Origin of the sequence: Iodobacter sp. (assembly GCF_025352645.1) — a bacterium.
In the GTDB taxonomy this organism is placed as follows: Bacteria; Pseudomonadota; Gammaproteobacteria; order Burkholderiales; family Chitinibacteraceae; genus Iodobacter.
Window position 1 is genome coordinate 1 of record NZ_JANXSO010000081.1, and the last position, 19,692, is coordinate 19,692.

Consider the following 19,692-nt stretch of genomic DNA (forward strand, 5'->3'; position numbering starts at 1 on the left):
CCGCTATTTGGCGGAAATGCAGTACCGATTTAATAGGCGTTTTGATTTATGCGCCCTTATTCCCCGCATGCTGCATGCCTTACTCATTGCTAAGCCTTGCCCGCGAGGGCGATTAACTGAGCAAGAGACATAATCAGGTAAAAGTTTTGCCACGGCATGAATTAGATGAAAGCCAAAGCGATATTGATGCATTACATGCTTTGGATAGCTTGGACACCTTGGCTATTTTACGTGCGGTGCAGGCTATTTCTAGCGAAGTAGGCTTGCAGCCATTACTAGGGCGTTTATTAAAAATTATTGTTGAAGCAGCGGGGGCAGAGCGCGGTGCAATTGTGGTTAGAGATGGCGATCAATTGCATATTGAGGCCATTTTAAATTTTGAACAGGCCGTTTTGCCAGAAAGTTTATTGCGATTTGTATTTAATACTGGGCAAATAACGTTGCTCAATGAGCTGACACAATTTGCTGAGTTTCGTGGCGACGCATACTTTATTCAGCAGCGCCCAGCTTCTATTCTTTGCCGTGCGTTGGGGAGGAGTAGCTCGGTGCGGCGGGTACTTTATTTAGAGCACAGCACGATTAGCAATACCTTTTCTATGCAGCGCAGACAGGTATTGGAATGGCTGTCGGCGCAGGCAGCTATTTCGATTGAAAATGCCCAAACCTATCAAGGCTTAGAGTCCTTGGTGGCTAAGCGTACAGATGAGCTGGAGCGCAATCGGAATATGCTGGAATCAATTCTAGAATACTCCCCTGCCTTGGTGTTTTTAAAAGATTTAAATGGGCGATATTTACGCCACAATTTGCGTTTGGCGGAGCTTTATAATCGCTCTGGGCAATCATTAGTCGGAATGAATGATGAAGAAGTTAGTGGGCCAGATGTTGCTAAACGCTTTTTGGTGCAAGATCGCTTGGTGATTGAAGAAAATCGCCCAGTACGAGTTGAAGAAGAGATTCAACTTAGCGATGGATTGCATACTTTTCTCACGCATAAATTTCCTATTCGTGATATCGATGGCAGCGTGTACGCATTGGGTGGAATTTCAATTGATATTACTGAGTTAAAAATGGCCCAACAAAGCGCAGAAGCAGCCACGCAGGCTAAAAGTGCTTTTTTAGCCAATATGAGCCATGAAATCAGAACGCCAATGAATGCCGTGATTGGTATGGCCCATTTAGCACTTAAAACAGATTTAAATGATAGGCAGCGCGATTATCTACAAAAAATTCATTATGCAGGGCAATCATTATTAGGAATTATTAATGATATTTTGGATTTTTCTAAAATTGAGGAAGGTAAACTCACAATAGAAAAAATTGATTTTAATCTTGATCAGGTATTGGCTAATATTGCGACGCTGACTTCAGGGAAGGCAGAAGATAAACAAATTGAATATCTGTTTCAAGTGCATCCTGATGTGCCCCGTTATTTGGTGGGAGATCCCCTAAGACTAGGGCAGGTATTGATTAATATGGTGAGTAATGCCATTAAATTTACCGAAGAAGGCGAGGTGCATGTTACATGTGCTTTGTTGAGCAGTGATATTAAAACGGTAACCCTAAGATTTTCGGTGCGGGATACTGGTGTGGGGATGACAAGTGATCAATGTAAAAAACTGTTTTTACCCTTTAGCCAAGCTGACAGTAGTACTACCAGAAAATTTGGTGGTACTGGCTTAGGCTTGTCGATATCTAAGCGCTTGGTTGAGTTGATGGGCGGGAGTATTGGGGTAGAGAGTGTACCTAACCGTGGCTCTGTATTTACCTTTAGCTGTACTTTTGAGCGGGAAGCGACGCAAATTCATAGCTCAACTCGCTTACCTAATCATTTGCATGGCATGCGAATTTTGGTGGTGGATGATAATGCCGTGGCACGTGAAATTTTGCAGGAATCCTTACAAAGCTTAACCTTTTCTGTAGATGTGGTGGCCTCTGGTGAGGATGCTTTGGTTAATTTACATCGTGCTGATGCAATTGAGCAGGCTTACAGCGTGGTATTTACTGATTGGAAAATGCCAGAAATGAATGGTTTAGAGCTTGCTCGCCGGATCAGCATGGATAAACGATTAAATCAAATTCCTTCTGTAGTTTTGGTAACGGCTTATACTCGTGAAGATGTTCGAGTGGAAGCTGAATCAACATTAGTGGATGGATTTTTATTTAAACCGATTAATCAATCTATGGTGGTCGATACCTTGCTCACTATTTTTGCGCCTGAGCTATTACGAGATGTAGCTTCATTTACCCGTACAGATGCTGTACCTGATCTAAAAGGAATGCGGGTTTTATTGGTTGAAGATAATTTAGTGAATCAGCAAATAGCCCTTGAATTAATGCGCTCTGCAAAAATTAGCGTGGATTTGGCGAATAATGGGCATGAAGCCATTAAAAAAATATTTGAATATGGCCCTAAATATTATCAGTGCGTATTAATGGATTTACAAATGCCACAAATGGATGGCCATGAAGCCACTGCCGTAATTCGTAGTGATAAAGCATTTAATAGTTTGCCAATTATTGCCATGACAGCCCATGCAATTAATGAAGAAAGGGCGCGTTGTTTGGCAGAAGGGATGAACGAACATATTACCAAGCCTATTGATCCAGCACTGTTATTTGAGCGTTTACAATATTGGCATCAGCATCGCTTAAATGCAGATGGTAGCCGCCGAGTTTATATTGGTGAGCCAGCCATTATTTTGGCAGATAGTGAAAAGCATGAGATGCTTGAATATGCGGTTAAAAACAACACCGCCGTAAAATCGCCAAGTACTGATTTAGGAAAACTACGATTACTTGCGGGCGTAGCGGGTTTAGATATTGAAGATGGCTTGGCTAGGCTAGGCAATAATGCAGAGATATATTGGTTGATTATTCAGCAATTAGCCAGCACCGAGCACGATAACGTGGAGCGAATTCGCGCTGCTTTAGTGCAAAATGATATGGAAACAGCGTGTAGAACGGCACATTCATTGAAAGGCGCTGCTGCTAATCTTTCGGTGAATGATGCCACACAATTTGCAACTTTAGCTGAGGCTTTACTAAAGCGGGGTGAGGTGGGGGATGAATTTTTAATGGTGCTTAATCAATTAGATCACGCCATGCAAAGCTTTTGTGCTGCAGTGCAGAGGGTAGAAAATAGCACTTTGAGTTAATGTAAATTGATGGTAGCTAACGTGGCTTGCCCTTGAATTCATGTTTGTTACTTATAAAAAAAGCACCGTATTTTGTACGGTGCTTTTTGTTTGAAAGGCTTAGATTTTCCCTTCGAGCTGTTTTCTGATTTCCGGCATTCTGTGCTCCAGATAATGAATGCTGGTGCTGCCTTTAATAAAGGCCTCATCCAAAAGCAATTGCTGGTGCAAAGGGATATTGGTGTTAATTCCCTGTACTACCATTTCTGATAGCGCAATGCGCATTCTGGCCATGGCTTGGGCGCGATCATCACCGTAGGTAATGATTTTGCCTATCATCGAATCGTAATGCGATGGCACGGTATAGCCTTGATAAACGTGAGAATCCACGCGCACACCAGGGCCACCAGGGGTATGGTAGGTGGTGATTTTACCTGGGCTAGGAATAAACTTGAGCGGGTCTTCTGCATTAATCCGGCACTCAATGGCATGGCCTTTGAGTTTTACGTCTTTTTGCGTATAGCGCAGTGGTAAATTAGCCGCCACACGAATTTGCTCTTGCACAATATCAATGCCGGTAATCATTTCGGTAACCGGATGCTCAACTTGAACACGGGTATTCATTTCAATGAAATAGAATTCGCCGTTTTCAAATAAGAACTCGAATGTGCCTGCACCACGGTAATTAATTTTGCGACACGCTGCAGTGCAGGTTTCGCCAATTTTTTTACGCTGTGCATCGGTAATGCCCGGTGCCGGTGCTTCTTCAATCACTTTTTGGTGGCGGCGCTGCATAGAGCAATCGCGCTCGCCTAGGTAAATAGCATTACCGTGTTGGTCGGCCAGAATTTGGATTTCGATATGGCGTGGGTTTTGCAGGTATTTTTCCATGTAAACCATGGCATTACCAAAGAATTTCTCTGCTTCTGATTTAGTCAGCTCAACGGCAGCAATCAACTCATCTTCGTTATTTACCACGCGCATACCACGGCCGCCGCCGCCGCCTGCTGCTTTAATAATTACTGGATAGCCAACGGCCTTACCAATTTTCATTAATTCAACAGGATCATCTGGTAGGGCACCATCAGAGCCAGGTACGCAAGGTACGCCAGCTTCTTTCATGGCGTCTTTGGCAGAGACTTTATCACCCATCAGGCGGATAGACTCTGGGCGTGGCCCGATAAAGGCAAAGCCGGATTCTTCTACACGCTGGGCAAAGTCAGCGTTTTCACTTAAAAAACCGTAGCCTGGGTGAATAGCTTGTGCTTCAGTGACTTCCGCTGCGGCAATCAGAGCTGGTACGTTCAGATAGCTGAGCGTGGACGAAGCTGGGCCGATGCAGACGGATTCGTCGGCTAATTTAACGTATTTTGCTTCGCGGTCAGCTTCGGAATGAACGACTACGGTTTTGATACCCATTTCACGGCAGGCGCGCAAAATGCGCAGCGCAATCTCACCGCGATTGGCAATCAGAATTTTTTCAAACATGGTTTACTCCGTGAGGAGTGAGGAGTTAAGCGGGGCAAGGGCCTCACCGCTTAGTGCTCACCGGCAATGAATTATCAGCCAATAATAAACAGTGGCTCGCCATATTCAACAGGGCGGCCGTTCTCGACCAAGATGGCCTTGATCACGCCAGCCTTATCGGCTTCGATCTCATTGAGCAGTTTCATGGCTTCAATAATGCACAGTGTATCGCCCACATTAACTTGCTGGCCGATTTCTACAAAGTTTTTTGCTTCGGGCGATGAGGCGCGGTAGAAAGTACCCACCATCGGTGATTTAGCCACAAAGCCTTCAGGTTGCGCTTCAACTTCGGCAGCTACGGCTACTGCAACAGGTGCTGTGGCAGCGGCAGGCGCGGCAGGTGGCAACTGGTACTGCATTGCTTGCGCATAGGCAGGGATGTTCTGATTGACACGGGTGATACGAACGCGTTCTTCGCCTTCGGTCACTTCGAGCTCGGCAATGCCAGATTCTTCGACTAGATCAATCAGTTTCTTAAGTTTGCGCAAATCCATAGGGGTCTCCTCTCTATATTGAGAATTTATCAGCGTTGATTTAAATCAGCTGGCTTGGGGAGTAAAACGGAGTGCGAATTCCAGTGCGCATTCATAACCATACGCGCCTAGACCGCAAATAACGCCAACCGCAAGGTCGGAAAAATAAGAGTGATGCCGGAACGATTCACGAGCATGAACATTGGATAGGTGGACTTCAACAAAAGGAATTTTTATCCCAGCCAGCGCGTCACGGATGGCAACGCTGGTATGCGTAAACGCGGCGGGGTTAATGATGATAAAATCTGTGCCGTCCAAATGGGCGGCATGGATGCGATCAATCAGCTCGTATTCGCGGTTCGATTGAAACGTGTCAACGCACGCAGCGCGCAGCTGTCCCAGTTCAACTAGCTTAGTATTGATGGTGGCGAGTGTATCCGCCCCATAATGCTGTGGCTCTCTTGAGCCAAGCAGGTTCAAATTTGGGCCATGTAGTACGAGGATACTGCGTGTGTTTTGCATCCGCTGTTCACTGTTGTTGCCTATCATTGGGCGAAGTTTGCCGCAGTATGTGCGAATTTGTCCAGAAAAAGTGGGCAATTTCGGTGAAAATACGTTCTAAAACACTTGTTTGAAAGCGTCCCAAGCCAAGCTGAGTGTGGGTTTTATCGTACAAGTGGATACATTTTTTGTAGTTTTGTTACATTTATAAAAAAGGCTGTTTTGCATGCAAGTTGCTGACTTTGATTACCATTTGCCTGAATCCTTGATTGCCCAGTTCCCACCAGAAGTCCGTGGAGCAAGCCGCCTCTTACATATTGATGGCTTAACGCGGCAAGATTCACACTTTCGCCAGCTACCGCAGTTTTTACGTGCTGGGGATGTGCTTATTTTCAATGACACCAAGGTTATCAAGGCACGGGTCTTTGGTAAAAAAGACTCAGGAGGTGCAATTGAAGCCTTGATTGAACGTGTTTTGGATGAGCATACAGCACTGGCACATATTCGCTCATCCAAGGCGCCTAAACCTGGCGCGAAGTTGATTTTTGCAGATCGTTGGCCCGCCACTATGATCGAGCGCAAAGATGATCTATTTAAATTACGTTTTGATGGGGATGAGAGCGTTTTAGATATCTTGGAGCAAGCTGGCCAGCTGCCGCTGCCCCCTTATATCACCCATACCCCCGATGAAGAAGACGCGAAGCGCTATCAAACCATTTATGCCAGAGATCCAGGTGCGGTAGCCGCCCCGACCGCAGGCTTGCACTTTACGCCGGAGCTGCTTGCTGAGTTACACGCGATGGGGGTTAAAACGGGCTATCTCACGCTACATGTTGGCGCGGGGACATTTCAACCGATACGGGTCGATGACGTGAGTGAGCACGTTATGCATTTTGAGCGGTATTCAATTCCTGAGACTACCGTCGCCTTAATTGAAGCGACAAAGTCCGCTGGGGGGCGAGTGATTGCAGTGGGTACAACCAGCTTGCGCGCGCTTGAGGCCGCGTCACAGAATGGATTTTTAGCTGAGCCTATTGGCGACACAAACATCTTTATTACGCCAGGCTATCAATTCAAAGTGGTGGATCGGCTGATTACCAATTTCCATTTGCCAAAATCAACGCTTCTCATGTTAGTCGCTGCGTTTGTAGGCTTTGAGACAATGCAAGCTGCTTATCAGCACGCGGTAGAACATGAGTATCGATTCTTTAGCTATGGCGATGCGATGCTGCTGGAGCCCAAAGCCACCTCATAAGTGGGGTACTCATGTCTGAGCCGATGAAGGGTGTGCGATGCCGGTATTTTTTATAGGGTAAGCGCGTTGCTTTGGCCGTGGCTTGGCGGTAATCTTGCGGCCCGTGCCGGACTGTGTTTCCGGCGGCGTTTAGGAAAAAAAATGTTGAAATTTGAATTAAAAGCCACCAGTAGCGGCGCTCGTCGCGGCACCATGACCTTAAATCACGGTGTGGTGGAAACGCCGGTGTTTATGCCGGTAGGCACTTATGGCACGGTAAAAGCCATGACGCCGCGTGATTTAAAAGAAATTGGCGCACAGATTTGCCTAGGTAATACCTTTCACCTGTGGTTACGTCCAGGTTTAGAAGTGGTGGAGCAATTTGGCGGTCTGCACCAATTTATGGGCTGGGATAAGCCGATTCTGACCGACTCGGGTGGTTTCCAAGTATTTAGCTTGGGCGCGATGCGAAAAATCACTGAAGAAGGCGTCACGTTTCAAAGCCCAGTGAATGGCGATAAATTATTTTTAACGCCCGAAGAATCGATGAAAATCCAAACGGTGCTCAATTCTGACATCGTAATGATTTTTGATGAATGCACACCTTACCCTGCTACCCGCCAAGAAGCTGGGGATTCGATGCGCATGTCTTACCGCTGGGCTAAGCGCTCCCGTGCTGAATTTGATGCACAGCAAAACCCAAATGCGCTGTTCGGCATTGTGCAGGGCGGCATGTATGAAGACTTGCGTGATGAGTCGATTGCTGGTCTGGTCGATATCGGCTTTGATGGCATGGCCATTGGTGGTTTGTCGGTGGGCGAGCCTAAAGAAGATATGGCACGTATTTTGGCGCATACCGCGCCCAAACTGCCGGTTAACAAGCCACGCTATTTAATGGGCGTAGGCACGCCTGAAGACCTCGTGTATGGGGTAAGTCAGGGCATTGATATGTTCGATTGCGTGATGCCCACTCGCAACGCAAGGAATGGCATGTTATTTACGCGCTTTGGCGATGTAAAAATCAAAAATGCCAAACACAAGCTCGATACCCGTCCTTTAGATGCAACTTGCACCTGCTACACTTGCAAAAACTTTAGCCGTGGCTATCTGCATCATTTGTTCCGCACTGGTGAGATTTTGGCCGCGCAGCTTAATACTATCCACAACCTGCATTACTATCAGGTGGTGATGGCAGAAATGCGTACTGCGATTGAAGAAGACCGCTTTACTGAGCACGTGGCTCAGTTTCACGTGGATAGGGCGCGCGGGGTGGATTGAAGCGGGGCGTCATAAAAAACGGCACAGATTGTGCCGTTTTTTTTTATTCAAGCTTTGCTGGGCATGCCTCGCTGGGCAGGGCATGCCGTGCCCCTACTTGGCTAGTTCTAGCTCTAGTTTAACTGGCAGGGCAATTTTGTTGTCGGTGCTGTATTGGTAATCATTGAAAATATGCTCAGCACTTAAAGTTTGATAGTTGCCGTTTTCCAGCTTGTGGCTGGTGTCTTTCAAGCGATAGGTGTAGTGGCCACAGGTCCAGCAGTCAAAGTTGCGCATATGCGTGCATAGACAGGTTTTATCCATCACTTTGATACGTTTAGCGTCTGGCTCAATGGCGATTACGCGGTTGTAGGCTTCGATATAGCTGCAGTTGCCTTTGGCGTCCAGCAGGTAGCCATAAGCTTCGCAGTTAGGGCGAATACCCGCGCCAATCGATGGGCTGTTTTTTAGCATGCGCATCGGGTAGCCAGTTGGGGAAATCTGGTTTACTTCAATATTATCTTCGCTGGTCTTGAAATACTCTTGCTGCACATTAGCAGGTAAGCCGCATTCTTCCGACACAGTAAAGCGCGTTGCCACCTGTACTGCTGCAGCGCCTGCCTCTAGGTAGGCAACCGCGTCAGTGCCAGTAAAAATGCCGCCAGCAGGGATAACGGGGATATCTAAATGCTCGTCCAGCATAAACTGGTGAATTTCGGCCACGATGGTGGCTAGGTCATATTGTGCCCAGTCCATACCAAAGCCTAAATGACCCCCTGCCAACGGGCCTTCTACCACCACATAATCGGGTAGGCGATTCAGCTTGGCGTTTTTACGCAGGAATAACTGTAAGGCACGTACCGATGAAACAATGATGCCTAGCTTAGCATCACGAAAGCGTGGGTGATCTTCGATCAGCCCCATAGAGCCTAGGTGTAAGCCAGCAGCCAGTGTAATCCCATCAATACCAGCATCTAAAGCGGCATTTAAACGGACCCGAAGTGTTTCTTTCGGGGCGTTCATGGTGAGTTTTTCCATGCAGTTGATAAAAACCATGCCATCGCCACGTTTGGCTTCCATGGTTTTACTGACATGCAGCTTGGTGGCTTCTTCTAGGCGGCCTAAATCAAACTGAACTTCGGATTTATCCGAGTTAGCTACATTGTGTTTGTATTGTTGGAGCTTTTCTTTAACTTGCTTGGTTTTGTAGCGACGATCCGTCACTGTGTTGATCATTGCATCCGAGATATGGCCTACGCCACCTAAACGAGCCGCTTCAAGCGCCAGATCGGCGGTGGAAATATCAACACCCATGCCGCCAATCATGATCGGCACTAATTCTTTTTTGCCGAAGCGAAGGCGGAAGTCATCTACACGTTTCATCGTTTGTACTTTAACCAAGTAATCAAAAAGGGGCTAAACCTTCTAGTACTGCTCAAGTTGATTTCATATTACTGAAGTTCAGCTTGAGCAGAGCCTAGGCACCGCATATTTTTATCGCGTTAACACCACGAGGGTGGAGATTTTGCGGGTAAATTCAAATTAAAATGAGCATTTGAATTTAGGTAATTGTTGCGCAAACGCTTTTTTCTGCGTTTTTAATCCCCAGTCTGCGGTGGTTTGTAGAGAATTATCTATCGTTAAGCAGAGTAATTTATCATCTAAATCAGCTGGCTAGCGCGCTTTGTTGCATGGCGATCAAATCTTTAATCCCTTGTTCCGCTAAGTCTAATAATGCATTCATTTCTAGGCGTGAAAATGCTACCCCTTCGGCGGTTCCTTGTACTTCTACGAATTTTCCGCTGCTGGTCATCACCACATTCATATCTGTTTCACAGTCTGAATCTTCAGGATAATCCAAATCTAGCACCGCTTCGCCTTGGTAAATCCCTACTGAAATGGCTGCAACATGCTCGCGAATCGGCGATTTTTCTAGTTTTCCAGCGGCAATCAAGCCATTGATGGCATCGGTCATGGCCACAAAAGCACCGGTAATACTTGCAGTACGTGTGCCACCATCAGCTTGGATTACATCGCAATCAATAACAATTTGGCGCTCGCCCAAAGCGGCCATATCGACTACGGCACGTAATGAGCGGCCAATGAGACGTTGAATTTCTTGGGTGCGGCCACTTTGCTTACCTTGTGCCGCTTCACGACGCATACGGGTGTTGGTGGAGCGTGGCAGCATGCCGTATTCGGCCGTTACCCAGCCCTTGCCCTTGCCTTTTAAAAAGGGCGGTACGTTTTCTTCTACCGAAGCGGTGCATAGCACTTTGGTATCGCCAAATTCAATCAATACCGAGCCTTCGGCATGACGCGTGTATTGGCGAGTAATGCGTACTTGGCGAAGTTCGTCGTTACGGCGTGCGGAAGGGCGCATGGCGGGTCTCTTTATATTTTAGTTGGGCGGATTATACCGATGTTGTGCCTTACCATCGCTTTGCAATTTTACGCCCTGCAATAAGTCACATTTACACAGTACAGGCGCTATATGACTAATATGTTGCAGGGCTCTGATCCGGTGCTGGGTGGCTGGCAGAGCTTTCTTGTAATTGGGTGTAAGCCAGCGCCATAATTGCTCGTATTATTTATGATTTAAGGGCAGTAAAGTCTGGGTCAGGACACTGATAGCCAAATTTTGGCGCCCAGTCAAACTGCTTGCCAGTTTTTATGTAGCGCAGATAAAGCTGGCTGCCCGCTTTACTATCCTTTTGAATAACCCAGCTGGCTCCCTTGCAGAGTACGGCAGCATAGGCTTGGCTTTTGGGGGGCAATAGATCAGCGGCTAATACTGCAAGTGCGCTAGCTTTCCAGCGGTAATGCAGAAAATGCTGGTCAGATTCGGGCAGTGATTGTTGAGCTCGGCTGGCTTCCAACTTACTGATCCAGCGGGTGTTTTGCTCCATGGGCTTAAAGGCATCCTCCAGTAGACTGGTGCCACCGTAATCTGGCGTCATTTCATAGCTGCTAAATTCCATTCCTTGCGCGCGCAGCAGAGTAGCGGCCCGAAAATAGGCTTGGGCACGCTTAGGCTTATCTACCTTGGGATCATCGGCAATCTGGCGCTGTTGAGCAAACTGTTGGGCCCATTCCCGATAATTAGGCGCCTCAAAGTAGCTTTGTGCTTCTGAGTAGCGGCCAAGCCGCATTAGTCGGCGTGCGAGTAGCTCTCTTAGCTTGACTGATGGTGTCTGGCGTTGCAGATAGCTATCGTTGCCTTCGATTACGGGCCTGAGTAGCGGGGCAGCAGCCTGAGTATGCTGATCTACAAAGCTTTTTAATTCGTCAGCGGTGAGCACGCGCTCAGCCACATCCGCTACGTCCATCCAGTATCGGCCAGAGCGATAGAGTAAATCCATCGCTTGCAAATAGTCATCACGGTGCAACGCCAGCAGCGCTTGTTCGGCGGCGATGCGAGTGGTGGGGGCGTCTGTATAGCTGGGGCTACTTTCACTGGGAAACTGCGCAGCGGCTTTGGCGTAGGCAGCGGTGGCTGCGGGGATACCGCCTTGGCGCAGTGCTATTTTTGCCCGTAGCCACCAAGCCAGCCCACTATCCCTGCTGTTTTTTATTAGGGCTTCGGCCATGGTGTATTTGCCGGAGCGATAGGCTAGCGCTGCCAGCTTGTCGTTGTCCTGTTGCTTATTGGCCTGGCTGAGCAGGCTTAAAATTGGATCTATAAATTGTTTGGTTTTTTCACCGCTCTCATCGTTGAGCTGCCAATCCAGATTGCCGCTGCGGCTGAGTAGCTCAATGGTGATTAATTGCTGGACCAGCGGGTCTTTGATGCTGCTGCGCAATGGCTCATTATTTTCAGCTTTAATTAGATAGCCAGAGATAAACGTCAGGGAAGCGATGCCTTCTGGGTCGCCTTGAGCCGCTTGGCGGGCGTAATGCTGCGCCGCGAGTGGGATGTTTTTTTGCCTAAAATAAATACGCGCTTGTTGCCCAAGGCTGCTTAGAGAGAGCAAGTCAGGGTCTGCTGCGCCATTTTTAACGGCATCGATCAGCTGTTGAAAAACCTTAATCGCCTGCTCGCTCTCTGCTTTAGAAAGCGGTATGGGCGGAGTGGTTTCACGGTTATTGGGATCTTTTGCACCATCACCAATTAATGTTCTGCCTAAGGAATACAGTGCTTTCAAATGCCATTCGGCCTGTTCACTCTTTGGCAGGGCCAGTACTTGTCTGAAGTAATCTGCAGCTTGAGGGTCATGCAGTGAAAAGGCGAGGGCCGCCTTGGTGTAAAGGCGGGCAGCCATGGGCAGGCCTGCTCCTGCTTTCCATGCGGCATCGATATTGGGTGCGGCGCGCATGGCTTGTATTTGTGCTATTGGCGGAAAACTGGCTGGTGCTGCGGCTTTCCAAGTTGGCAATTGCGGATCTTTCGGCGTCAGGCGCGAGGCCTCCCATGCATAGTTACCCTCGGGCAGGGCTAAGAGGGTGGCGGTTCTATTCATCAGTAAGCGGTTGGGAAAATCTGGCCCGCATGCATCGACCGCCAGCGAAAACAGCAGCGTGCTAAGTGACAGAATAATAAGCGGATGCGGATTGCGCTGGCGAAGGGCTTTAAGGGCTGACAAGTGTTTTATCCTCTTGCAGAGATGAGCAGCGCAGCCAGCCTATGGGGCGAGACTGCCCGCTACGCAGCTGATCAGGTTTAATCAGCTTAAAGTGTTGTTGAGACCGATCGCTTGCCAGCTGGTAATTGCCGATGGCGTCTGCGGCTAGGCAGTCGCTGGCGACGATGCTGATTTGCCTAGGTAAGGGGGCATCAGCTGGGCCGGCATTGTGCAAAACAATATCATGTAGTTGCTTGGTTTCGTTTAGTTTAGCGGGCAGGCTGTGGATTTTGACCTGCCAGTTTGGGGTGAGTGGCTGCTGCAAAATAACGGCGCTGAGCGTGCTTAGCGACCATGCGCGTTGATCACTTGCCAAAGGTAGCCGAAACCAGATTAAGCCTTGCAAACTTGGCAATCGTTGCGTTTGCAACTGTTGAATAAATTGGGCCAGTTGCTGCGGGGCAACAGTCAGTTCTTGCTTGTTATTTGTCATGCGCAGTGGGGATTCACTTTCGACCTGCCAGTCTTTACTCCCCCCACCCGTTAATCCCATGCCGTAAGCGGGTAGGGCGGCGCGAAATGGCCGATCGCTTAATTGGCTATAGCGTTTGATCCAGCCGAGTGCCAGCTTGGCATCAAATAGCCCCTGCTCTGGTGAAAGCACGGCATGTACTTGTAATACGGATTGGTCAGTCAGCTGCAATATTTTGGGAAAAATAGGCGAGCTAATCCAAGTAGGCAGAGCGGTAATGCTCAATTGTAGCGCTGGCGGTAGTCCTTGTTTAAGCCCTTGCAAAAACTGCAAGTACTCCGGCAGGCGAGCGCTTGCCGCATCGTGGTCGATCTCTACCCCGAGCAGATTTAAGCCGCGAGCCTGCCAGCTTTGGGTAAGGGCAAAGATATGCTGATAAATAGCGGGGCGGTCAGCGGGGTTTAATTGCTCGTCTAAACGCACAACCAGCCAGAGTGGGCGGCCATCTTTTTTGAGTTCGTCATAGTCAATACTTAAGTTGGGCCAGCCAGTTTGTGGATGGTGCTGCAAGGCCAGCACACGCAAAGCCGAGAATAGATGGCGACTTTGCAGCAAGGCACTGGCGTGCTCCTTTGTCCAGACTCTTTGCCAGATATAGGCTTGCTGATCCCAAGCAGTGTTGGGGCGATGGTTTGCCACTAAAAAACCACTAAGGGCCAGTGTGGCAACTAGTGCTGTGCCACTTAGCATTAACTTTAATCGCGTCATGGTAGAGCACTTATTTTTTTAACAGCAAGCCCAGCACGCCAAATAAGATGGGCTGGTGTATTAGGTAGATAATGAGGCTGTGCTTGCCTAGCCAGCGTAGTGGGGCGAGTTGGCGCTGGCCGCCTTGGGCTAGCCATTGAGCTGGCAGCATGGTTTGGGCGGCGATGCCAAGCAGTACCACGCCAAACCAAGGCAGCATTGGCACGTAATCTTCAGTTCTAGGTTTGTAAGTCATCATGCCCAGCCAAGCCAGTGCGGGCTGATCAAATAGCGTGGCTTGTAGCAGCACACCTAGCAAAATCAGTAGCAATCCTAGGATTAAGCAGAGGCGGGGTTTATTCCTAAACAGCGGGGCGATTAAGCCTGCCACAAAAAAGAAGTGCAGCACGCCAAACCAGATAATGGCATTGGGGAAAATAAACCAGCTGCCCAACGTGGCGGCTCCAGCACAGGCCAGTAATCTTAACTGACGTTGCCAGCTTGGTTGCGCTCTAGCGCAAAGACCCGCTACTGCAGCAAATAGGCTGACGATCAAGGTGCGGAGCGCCACCCACTCTGGATCAATATTGGTTTGCACTGACCAAACGCCGAAATAGGCCAGATCAAAAGAAAAATGAAACAACACCATTAAGACAACGGCAATGCCTCGAAGTAGATCAGGAAGAGGTTTACGGGGCCTAAGGACTAATGACATTACTTATTTAGAGTACTTTTGGATGGCTGCCTGAATCTCAGCAATAGCGGCTTCGATATCATCGTCGGTGATATTGGCGCTGCTGCTTAAAGGGTCTATATGCGTAGTAATGGTGTTGGGGTCTAGTTTTTGAGTGGAAACGAAGGTGTTTTCGGAGAAAACGTTTTCATCCGCATCGTGCCAATTAATGCCGAGCGCACTGATATTATCGGAGAACTTACCCGCGCGTAATTCGGCTCTATCCATAAGCTGGGGTATAGAGAATAAAACAGGAAATGAGGATAAAAAGTGAATTAAATCGCTTTCATCCACAGAGCCCCACAGCCCATCGGTGCATAACAGCAGGGTATCGTTGTCAATTAAGAGAATCTTGCTGCCTAGATCGATATCTGGCTTGAGGGTTCCGCCCAGACAATTATAAATTTTATTTCTTTCTGGGTGAATTAAGGCTTCTTCGGCGGTGATTTTGCCATCATTAACCAATTGCTGCACCTTAGAATGGTCTTTGGTTTGCAGTAAAATTTCGCCTTTACGCAGCACATATAGGCGTGAATCCCCAACGTGAGCCCAATGCAAAACACCGTCTTGTATTACACAGCAGACCACGGTAGTGCGTGGGATTTCAAGTAGCTGATGATTGCTTGCATAATGAGAAATCGCACTATGGCATTGCAGTAAAGCATCATGCAGAAATTGCGTTGGTTTTCTGAGGTAGGGTTGTGCTTTTTTCTGAAATTGATCAGTGAGTAGCTCAACGGCAATTTGCGCCGCAATTTCGCCATGTAAATGGCCACCCATGCCGTCAGCCACCACTAATAGCAATGCGTCTCGGCTATAAGAATAGCCTAAGCGATCTTGATTATATTGCCGCCCGCCTTGGCGGCTATTTTGATATACAGTGAATTTCATTCTGTTTCCAACTGGCCTTTGTTCGAAAACTCGACCCATTTGCGTCTTAGTGTGCTCACAATGCCGCTGCGTTTAAGCGGCGCGGAGCCACGCTCTAATAGCTGCTTTTGTAGTTGTGGCACACTTTGTGGGCGCAGGCTAGGATCTAAACTTAAACATAATGAAATAAGCTCGATGAGTTCGGGCGAGTAGCGATCCCCATAGCGATCATGCAATTTAATCACCTTATCTTCTTTCAAGCGTAAATCCGCAGGTTGTGGAGCCGTGCCGGCGATACAGGCAAATAAGCTAGCACCAATGCCATAAATATCAGTCCAAGGGCCGTGCGGATCTTTTTTATTATATTGCTCAGGCGCAGCAAAGCCTGGGGTGTACATGGGGGTGAGCTTGCTTTGCTCTAGGGCTAAAGTTTGGCGTGCGGAGCCAAAATCAAGCAATACCGGTGAGCCATCTTTGCGAATATAAATATTGGCGGGTTTGATATCTAAATGTAATAGTTTGTTTAGATGAACTTCGCGTAAACCATTGAGTAAATGATAAAAAACATGGCGAATTAAGCCTTCGTCTACCCCTTCTCTGCCATGCTTAAGCTGAATTTCTTTTTGCAATGTGCGGCCACGCTCATATTCCATCACCATATAAACCGTATCATTGGCACGGAAAAAATTACGCACCCGGATAATGTTAGGATGTTGAATATGAGCTAAGGTTTTGCCCTCTTCAAAAAAGCATTTTAAACCGTGGCGAAATAAAGCAATGCTATCTTCGCTGCGTGCTTGTACCACATCACCTTCGGTTCTGAGCGCTAAAGAATTGGGTAAGTATTCTTTAATCGCAACCGGATAATCATTCTCATCATGGGCCAGATACACAATACTAAAGCCACCCGCCGACAATAACTTGGCGATGGTGTAGTTCTGGAGTTGATAACCGCGTGCGAGCGGTTGATTGCTTGGAGTTGCCATCCGACTCTTTTCGTTATACTGATGTATCTGTTAATTTTGATTTCAGCTTGAGGGAATGTAAAGCTATTCCCTTTAAAGGAACCCTAATGATTTTAAGTATGACTGGTTTTTCCTCCATTCAGCGCGAATTGCCAGGTGGCACACTAAGTATTGAGCTGCGCTCAGTGAATCACCGTTTTTTAGACCTCACCCTTCGCACCCCAGAGGAGCTTCGCCCCCTAGAGGGAGGAATGCGCGAGCGCGTTGCTGCTAAATTAGCACGTGGCAAAGTTGAGTGCCGTGTTAATTGGAATGCCCGTGTCGGTGCCGAAGCCGCTTTACAACTTAATACTGAATTATTACAACAGCTTTTAGCTGCTGCTGCCGTGGCTAAGAAAATTGCACCACAGGCGTCAGAATTACAACTGGGCGAATTACTTCGTTGGCCAGGCGTGTTATCCGCCCAAGTTGCCGCGCCAGAATCGTTAGGCGCAGCCTGCTTAGAAGTGCTGGATGAAGCTCTCTTCGATTTTAGCGCCAGCCGTGGCCGCGAAGGTGAAAAGCTTAAAGCGCATTTGCTAGAACGCATTGCAGGTATGCAAACCATTGTTGATGAGATTACGCCGTTGATCCCGCAATTGGCGGCGGCTTATGAAGCGCGGATGAAGGCGCGTTTTCTAGATGTACTGGGCACCAATGACGATGAGCGCGTGCGCCAAGAAATTGTTATTTTTGCGCAAAAAATTGATATTGATGAAGAACTATCGCGCCTGAATGCCCATTTTAGCGAAATTCGTCGCATCTTAGAAAAAGGCGGCTCGGTGGGCAAGCGCTTGGATTTCCTTATGCAAGAGTTGAATCGCGAAGCCAATACACTAGGCTCTAAATCCGTCAGCGCCGAAACCAGCCGTGCATCAATTGAATTAAAAGTACTGATAGAACAGATGCGTGAACAAATTCAAAATATTGAGTAAAGTTTTGAACCACATCTTAGCGCTTTAGTTAAATATGCAAAGCCCTGCAAATACAGGGCTTTGTTGTTTTTTAGATCTAAGTCATAAAACTCAGATAAATAGCAGGTAAGTTATGTATCGGGTTTTTCAAAAGTGCTGAGTGCAAATACTCGGGTCAGCTATGTGCTTGCTGCAGATCTGGGACATTTAAAATTGATGTGTGGTGGCGGTACATCCGAACTGCTGGAGCAACTGCTGTGCCGAATGCTGACAGAAGGCAGTTATGAAAAGCACCGCAAGCGTATTGCTGACCGCCTGCTGGAATCCGGGGGGCGGGTAGCGCAGTGGCTGGAGCGTCTGGGCTGTGTTGCACCCTTTAGCGGTGGGATGTTTATCTGGGCACAGCTGCCAGAGGGTGAGGATGCTGAAATATTGGCAAGGAAGGGAATGGTTCAGGGGCTGCTGCTGGCTCCAGGCTCGCTGTTTAGCCGTCATCAACGGTTTGCTCGCTTTATGCGATTTAATGTTGCATACAGTGATGATCCCCATGTGGAGCAGGCGTTTAGCGCATTGATAAGGAATGCTTAAGTCTGGTGCTTTAGCTTGAGGGCTAGAGCATAGTGATTAACAAAGCCCCTGCTTGATTTACCCAAGCAGGGGCTTTGTTATCAACGGTGTGATGAGCAGGGCTGTTTTAAATTACAGATGAGGCAGAAGCATTACCTGATTTTTTTTGAACAACTGAAGCTGCTGAAGCTGCGTGCTTTTTAGCTTGGGTTTTTTGCACAGCAGAAGCCGCAGATGCTGCATGTTTTTTAGTTTGGGCTTTTTGCACTGCTGATGCGGCAGATGCTGGTTTTTTTACATCTGCTTTGTGTACAGCAGAAGCCGCAGATGCTGCGTGTTTTTTAGCTTGGGCTTTTTGCACGGCTGATGCGGCAGATGCTGGTTTTTTTACATCTGCTTTGTGTACTGCTGATGCAGCAGAAGCGTGGTGTTTTGAATGTTTTGCTGGGGCCACCTTGGTGGCGTGTGTTTCAACTTTAATCGGAGTGGATGCAGATTCTGCTGCTACACCGAAAGCGGTAGTTGCAACAAATACGGTAGCAGCGATAGTTTTGAGCAGTTTGTTCATGGTCTGGGTTCCTGAAGTTAGGTTGGTAGTGAAGCGGACAAATTCAGTATCTACCCTCTGGATTAAGAGTTCGATAAGGCTTTAGTAGCGATGTGTAACCATCTGTTTTTTAATGCTTTTGGCATTATTTTTATTGAGTTGAAAACTTAATTTTCGTTCAAAGTTCACCAGATCTGCACTGGCTTTTAAGTAAATGCAGCTGCGCCAGCCTGTCACCAGATGACATTTTTTCATCGCTGATATCAATGAGGCCGGATGTCTCAATCCGGCGCATCAGGCTTTTGCGCTGCGCTGGCTTTTCAATAATGGCTTGCGTCACCGATTTGAGTTGAAAGCGCTCTGGTGGGTAAAAAATCGGCGTCATCAAATACAGGTTATTTTGTTGCAGCCGCAATCCGTCTATTAATCGTCTTTGAGCTTATTGACAGCCATGTTACTGACGCTTACTCTGCTATTCCTTTCGCCATTCACATGGCAAAAGGGGCTGCATGCTTAGCTTTTCTACGATGCTTATTTTTTCAGCTGCCGCTCTGGCGCTGACTGCTACGCCCGGCCCAGATATGTTGCTGATAGCCTCTTCTAGCGTTAGCCAAGGCAAAAGGGCGGGCTTTGCCACACTAGCGGGCATTATGGTGGGCACTTACTGCCACGCACTGGCGGCAGCTTTGGGCCTGTCACAACTCTTGTTACGCCTTCCCTTTGCTTTTGATTTACTGCGCCTTGCCGGTGCAGCTTATCTGCTTTATTTAGCATCGAAAACATTTCGCTCTAAGGCTACTGCCTTCTCTCCCAATGCCGCTATGTCAAAAATATCGGCCAAGCAGGCTTTGCTGCGCGGGCTGCTGACCAATCTGTTTAATCCCAAAATGATGCTGTTTGTATTGGCCCTGTTTCCGCAGTTTGTAAAACCTGAAGCAGGGGCGGTGGCGGTGCAGATCATGCTGCTGGCGACTGTATTAAACCTGATTGGATTAATGGTGAATGGTGTGGTGATTTTTGCTGCGGGTAAATTAAGCACCTTGCGATCCAATCGCCCATCCCCTTGGCCGCAATATCTGTTATCGCTGGTGTTTGCTGGGCTGGCGGCACGGTTGATGATGCTGTAAATGTGCGATCGCACATTGCATAT

At 47.9% G+C, this 19,692-nt stretch carries 18 protein-coding genes and 1 pseudogene; 7 read left to right on the top strand and 12 right to left on the bottom strand.

Annotation, left to right across the window (positions count from 1 at the left end; translation table 11 throughout):
* Together Q0R17_RS09630 and Q0R17_RS09635 are read left to right on the top strand one after the other, a co-directional pair.
* Positions 1-133: pseudogene (locus Q0R17_RS09630) on the top strand (IS1595 family transposase); the annotation flags it as partial.
* A 13-nt stretch (positions 134-146) separates the two neighbouring features.
* Positions 147-3,155: a response regulator gene (locus Q0R17_RS09635; protein WP_293934479.1), complete on the top strand. Its 3,009-nt coding sequence runs from the start codon at positions 147-149 to the stop codon at positions 3,153-3,155.
* A 99-nt stretch (positions 3,156-3,254) separates the two neighbouring features.
* Here Q0R17_RS09635 and accC read toward each other — a convergent pair whose 3' ends face one another.
* From accC to aroQ, 3 genes are all read right to left on the bottom strand, one after another.
* Positions 3,255-4,622, bottom strand: coding sequence for an acetyl-CoA carboxylase biotin carboxylase subunit (gene accC, locus Q0R17_RS09640; RefSeq protein ID WP_293934482.1), 1,368 nt, complete (start codon positions 4,620-4,622; stop codon positions 3,255-3,257).
* A gap of 74 nt (positions 4,623-4,696) precedes the next feature.
* Positions 4,697-5,155 (bottom strand): acetyl-CoA carboxylase biotin carboxyl carrier protein, encoded by a 459-nt coding sequence (gene accB / locus Q0R17_RS09645; protein WP_293934486.1) that lies wholly within the window; start codon positions 5,153-5,155, stop codon positions 4,697-4,699.
* Positions 5,156-5,200: 45 nt separating this feature from the next.
* Positions 5,201-5,656 (bottom strand): type II 3-dehydroquinate dehydratase, encoded by a 456-nt coding sequence (aroQ, locus tag Q0R17_RS09650; protein WP_293934488.1) that lies wholly within the window; start codon positions 5,654-5,656, stop codon positions 5,201-5,203.
* A 205-nt stretch (positions 5,657-5,861) separates the two neighbouring features.
* On the opposite strand from aroQ, the gene queA reads away from it, so the two are divergent.
* Together queA and tgt are read left to right on the top strand one after the other, a co-directional pair.
* The gene (queA, locus tag Q0R17_RS09655; protein ID WP_293934491.1) at positions 5,862-6,890 is read left to right on the top strand and encodes a tRNA preQ1(34) S-adenosylmethionine ribosyltransferase-isomerase QueA; all 1,029 of its coding nucleotides are present in this window, start codon (positions 5,862-5,864) and stop codon (positions 6,888-6,890) included.
* Positions 6,891-7,031: 141 nt separating this feature from the next.
* Positions 7,032-8,147, top strand: a complete 1,116-nt coding sequence (tgt, locus tag Q0R17_RS09660; protein WP_293934494.1) for a tRNA guanosine(34) transglycosylase Tgt — start codon at positions 7,032-7,034, stop codon at positions 8,145-8,147.
* A gap of 93 nt (positions 8,148-8,240) precedes the next feature.
* Here the strand turns inward: tgt and Q0R17_RS09665 are convergent, their stop codons facing one another.
* The 7 genes from Q0R17_RS09665 to Q0R17_RS09695 form a co-directional block, all read right to left on the bottom strand.
* Complete coding sequence (locus Q0R17_RS09665; RefSeq protein WP_293934497.1) at positions 8,241-9,509, bottom strand: nitronate monooxygenase; 1,269 nt, start codon at positions 9,507-9,509, stop codon at positions 8,241-8,243.
* A gap of 283 nt (positions 9,510-9,792) precedes the next feature.
* The gene (gene rph / locus Q0R17_RS09670; RefSeq protein ID WP_293934499.1) at positions 9,793-10,509 is read right to left on the bottom strand and encodes a ribonuclease PH; all 717 of its coding nucleotides are present in this window, start codon (positions 10,507-10,509) and stop codon (positions 9,793-9,795) included.
* A 208-nt stretch (positions 10,510-10,717) separates the two neighbouring features.
* Complete coding sequence (locus Q0R17_RS09675) at positions 10,718-12,709, bottom strand: hypothetical protein (protein WP_293934502.1); 1,992 nt, start codon at positions 12,707-12,709, stop codon at positions 10,718-10,720.
* Entirely contained in the window at positions 12,696-13,928 is a 1,233-nt protein-coding gene (locus Q0R17_RS09680; protein ID WP_293934505.1) for a DUF3142 domain-containing protein, read from the bottom strand. The genes Q0R17_RS09675 and Q0R17_RS09680 overlap by 14 nt, the downstream gene beginning before the upstream one ends.
* 10 nt (positions 13,929-13,938) lie before the next feature.
* Positions 13,939-14,622: a heparan-alpha-glucosaminide N-acetyltransferase gene (locus Q0R17_RS09685; protein ID WP_293934507.1), complete on the bottom strand. Its 684-nt coding sequence runs from the start codon at positions 14,620-14,622 to the stop codon at positions 13,939-13,941.
* A 3-nt stretch (positions 14,623-14,625) separates the two neighbouring features.
* Positions 14,626-15,531, bottom strand: a complete 906-nt coding sequence (locus Q0R17_RS09690; RefSeq protein WP_293934509.1) for a PP2C family serine/threonine-protein phosphatase — start codon at positions 15,529-15,531, stop codon at positions 14,626-14,628.
* A complete protein-coding gene (locus tag Q0R17_RS09695) occupies positions 15,528-16,496 on the bottom strand; it encodes a serine/threonine-protein kinase (RefSeq protein WP_293934511.1) in 969 nt (322 codons plus the stop codon). The genes Q0R17_RS09690 and Q0R17_RS09695 overlap by 4 nt, the downstream gene beginning before the upstream one ends.
* Positions 16,497-16,582: 86 nt before the next feature.
* On the opposite strand from Q0R17_RS09695, the gene Q0R17_RS09700 reads away from it, so the two are divergent.
* On the top strand, positions 16,583-17,449 hold the full coding sequence (locus Q0R17_RS09700; protein ID WP_293934513.1) for a YicC/YloC family endoribonuclease: 867 nt from the start codon (positions 16,583-16,585) through the stop codon (positions 17,447-17,449).
* 132 nt (positions 17,450-17,581) lie between these two features.
* Positions 17,582-18,016: a hypothetical protein gene (locus Q0R17_RS09705; RefSeq protein WP_293934516.1), complete on the top strand. Its 435-nt coding sequence runs from the start codon at positions 17,582-17,584 to the stop codon at positions 18,014-18,016.
* 106 nt (positions 18,017-18,122) lie between these two features.
* Here the strand turns inward: Q0R17_RS09705 and Q0R17_RS09710 are convergent, their stop codons facing one another.
* Together Q0R17_RS09710 and Q0R17_RS09715 are read right to left on the bottom strand one after the other, a co-directional pair.
* On the bottom strand, positions 18,123-18,563 hold the full coding sequence (locus tag Q0R17_RS09710) for a hypothetical protein (protein WP_293934518.1): 441 nt from the start codon (positions 18,561-18,563) through the stop codon (positions 18,123-18,125).
* Between the two features lie 157 nt (positions 18,564-18,720).
* Positions 18,721-18,927, bottom strand: coding sequence for a hypothetical protein (locus tag Q0R17_RS09715; RefSeq protein WP_293934520.1), 207 nt, complete (start codon positions 18,925-18,927; stop codon positions 18,721-18,723).
* A 124-nt stretch (positions 18,928-19,051) separates the two neighbouring features.
* Here Q0R17_RS09715 and Q0R17_RS09720 point away from each other — a divergent pair, with 124 nt between their 5' ends.
* Entirely contained in the window at positions 19,052-19,669 is a 618-nt protein-coding gene (locus tag Q0R17_RS09720) for a LysE family translocator (protein WP_293934521.1), read from the top strand.
* Positions 19,670-19,692 lie beyond the last annotated feature (23 nt).

Bases quoted from the DNA above. Each gene is read 5' to 3' on its own strand.
- Q0R17_RS09710 (WP_293934518.1), bottom strand. From the start codon at position 18,563: ATGAACAAACTGCTCAAAACTATCGCTGCTACCGTATTTGTTGCAACT.
- aroQ (WP_293934488.1), bottom strand. From the start codon at position 5,656: ATGCAAAACACACGCAGTATCCTCGTACTACATGGCCCAAATTTGAAC.
- Q0R17_RS09720 (WP_293934521.1), top strand. From the start codon at position 19,052: ATGCTTAGCTTTTCTACGATGCTTATTTTTTCAGCTGCCGCTCTGGCG.
- accB (WP_293934486.1), bottom strand. From the start codon at position 5,155: ATGGATTTGCGCAAACTTAAGAAACTGATTGATCTAGTCGAAGAATCT.
- Q0R17_RS09665 (WP_293934497.1), bottom strand. From the start codon at position 9,509: ATGAAACGTGTAGATGACTTCCGCCTTCGCTTCGGCAAAAAAGAATTA.
- Q0R17_RS09680 (WP_293934505.1), bottom strand. From the start codon at position 13,928: ATGACGCGATTAAAGTTAATGCTAAGTGGCACAGCACTAGTTGCCACA.
- accC (WP_293934482.1), bottom strand. From the start codon at position 4,622: ATGTTTGAAAAAATTCTGATTGCCAATCGCGGTGAGATTGCGCTGCGC.
- Q0R17_RS09695 (WP_293934511.1), bottom strand. From the start codon at position 16,496: ATGGCAACTCCAAGCAATCAACCGCTCGCACGCGGTTATCAACTCCAG.
- tgt (WP_293934494.1), top strand. From the start codon at position 7,032: ATGTTGAAATTTGAATTAAAAGCCACCAGTAGCGGCGCTCGTCGCGGC.
- Q0R17_RS09700 (WP_293934513.1), top strand. From the start codon at position 16,583: ATGATTTTAAGTATGACTGGTTTTTCCTCCATTCAGCGCGAATTGCCA.
- Q0R17_RS09690 (WP_293934509.1), bottom strand. From the start codon at position 15,531: ATGAAATTCACTGTATATCAAAATAGCCGCCAAGGCGGGCGGCAATAT.
- Q0R17_RS09715 (WP_293934520.1), bottom strand. From the start codon at position 18,927: ATGACGCCGATTTTTTACCCACCAGAGCGCTTTCAACTCAAATCGGTG.
- queA (WP_293934491.1), top strand. From the start codon at position 5,862: ATGCAAGTTGCTGACTTTGATTACCATTTGCCTGAATCCTTGATTGCC.
- Q0R17_RS09685 (WP_293934507.1), bottom strand. From the start codon at position 14,622: ATGTCATTAGTCCTTAGGCCCCGTAAACCTCTTCCTGATCTACTTCGA.
- rph (WP_293934499.1), bottom strand. From the start codon at position 10,509: ATGCGCCCTTCCGCACGCCGTAACGACGAACTTCGCCAAGTACGCATT.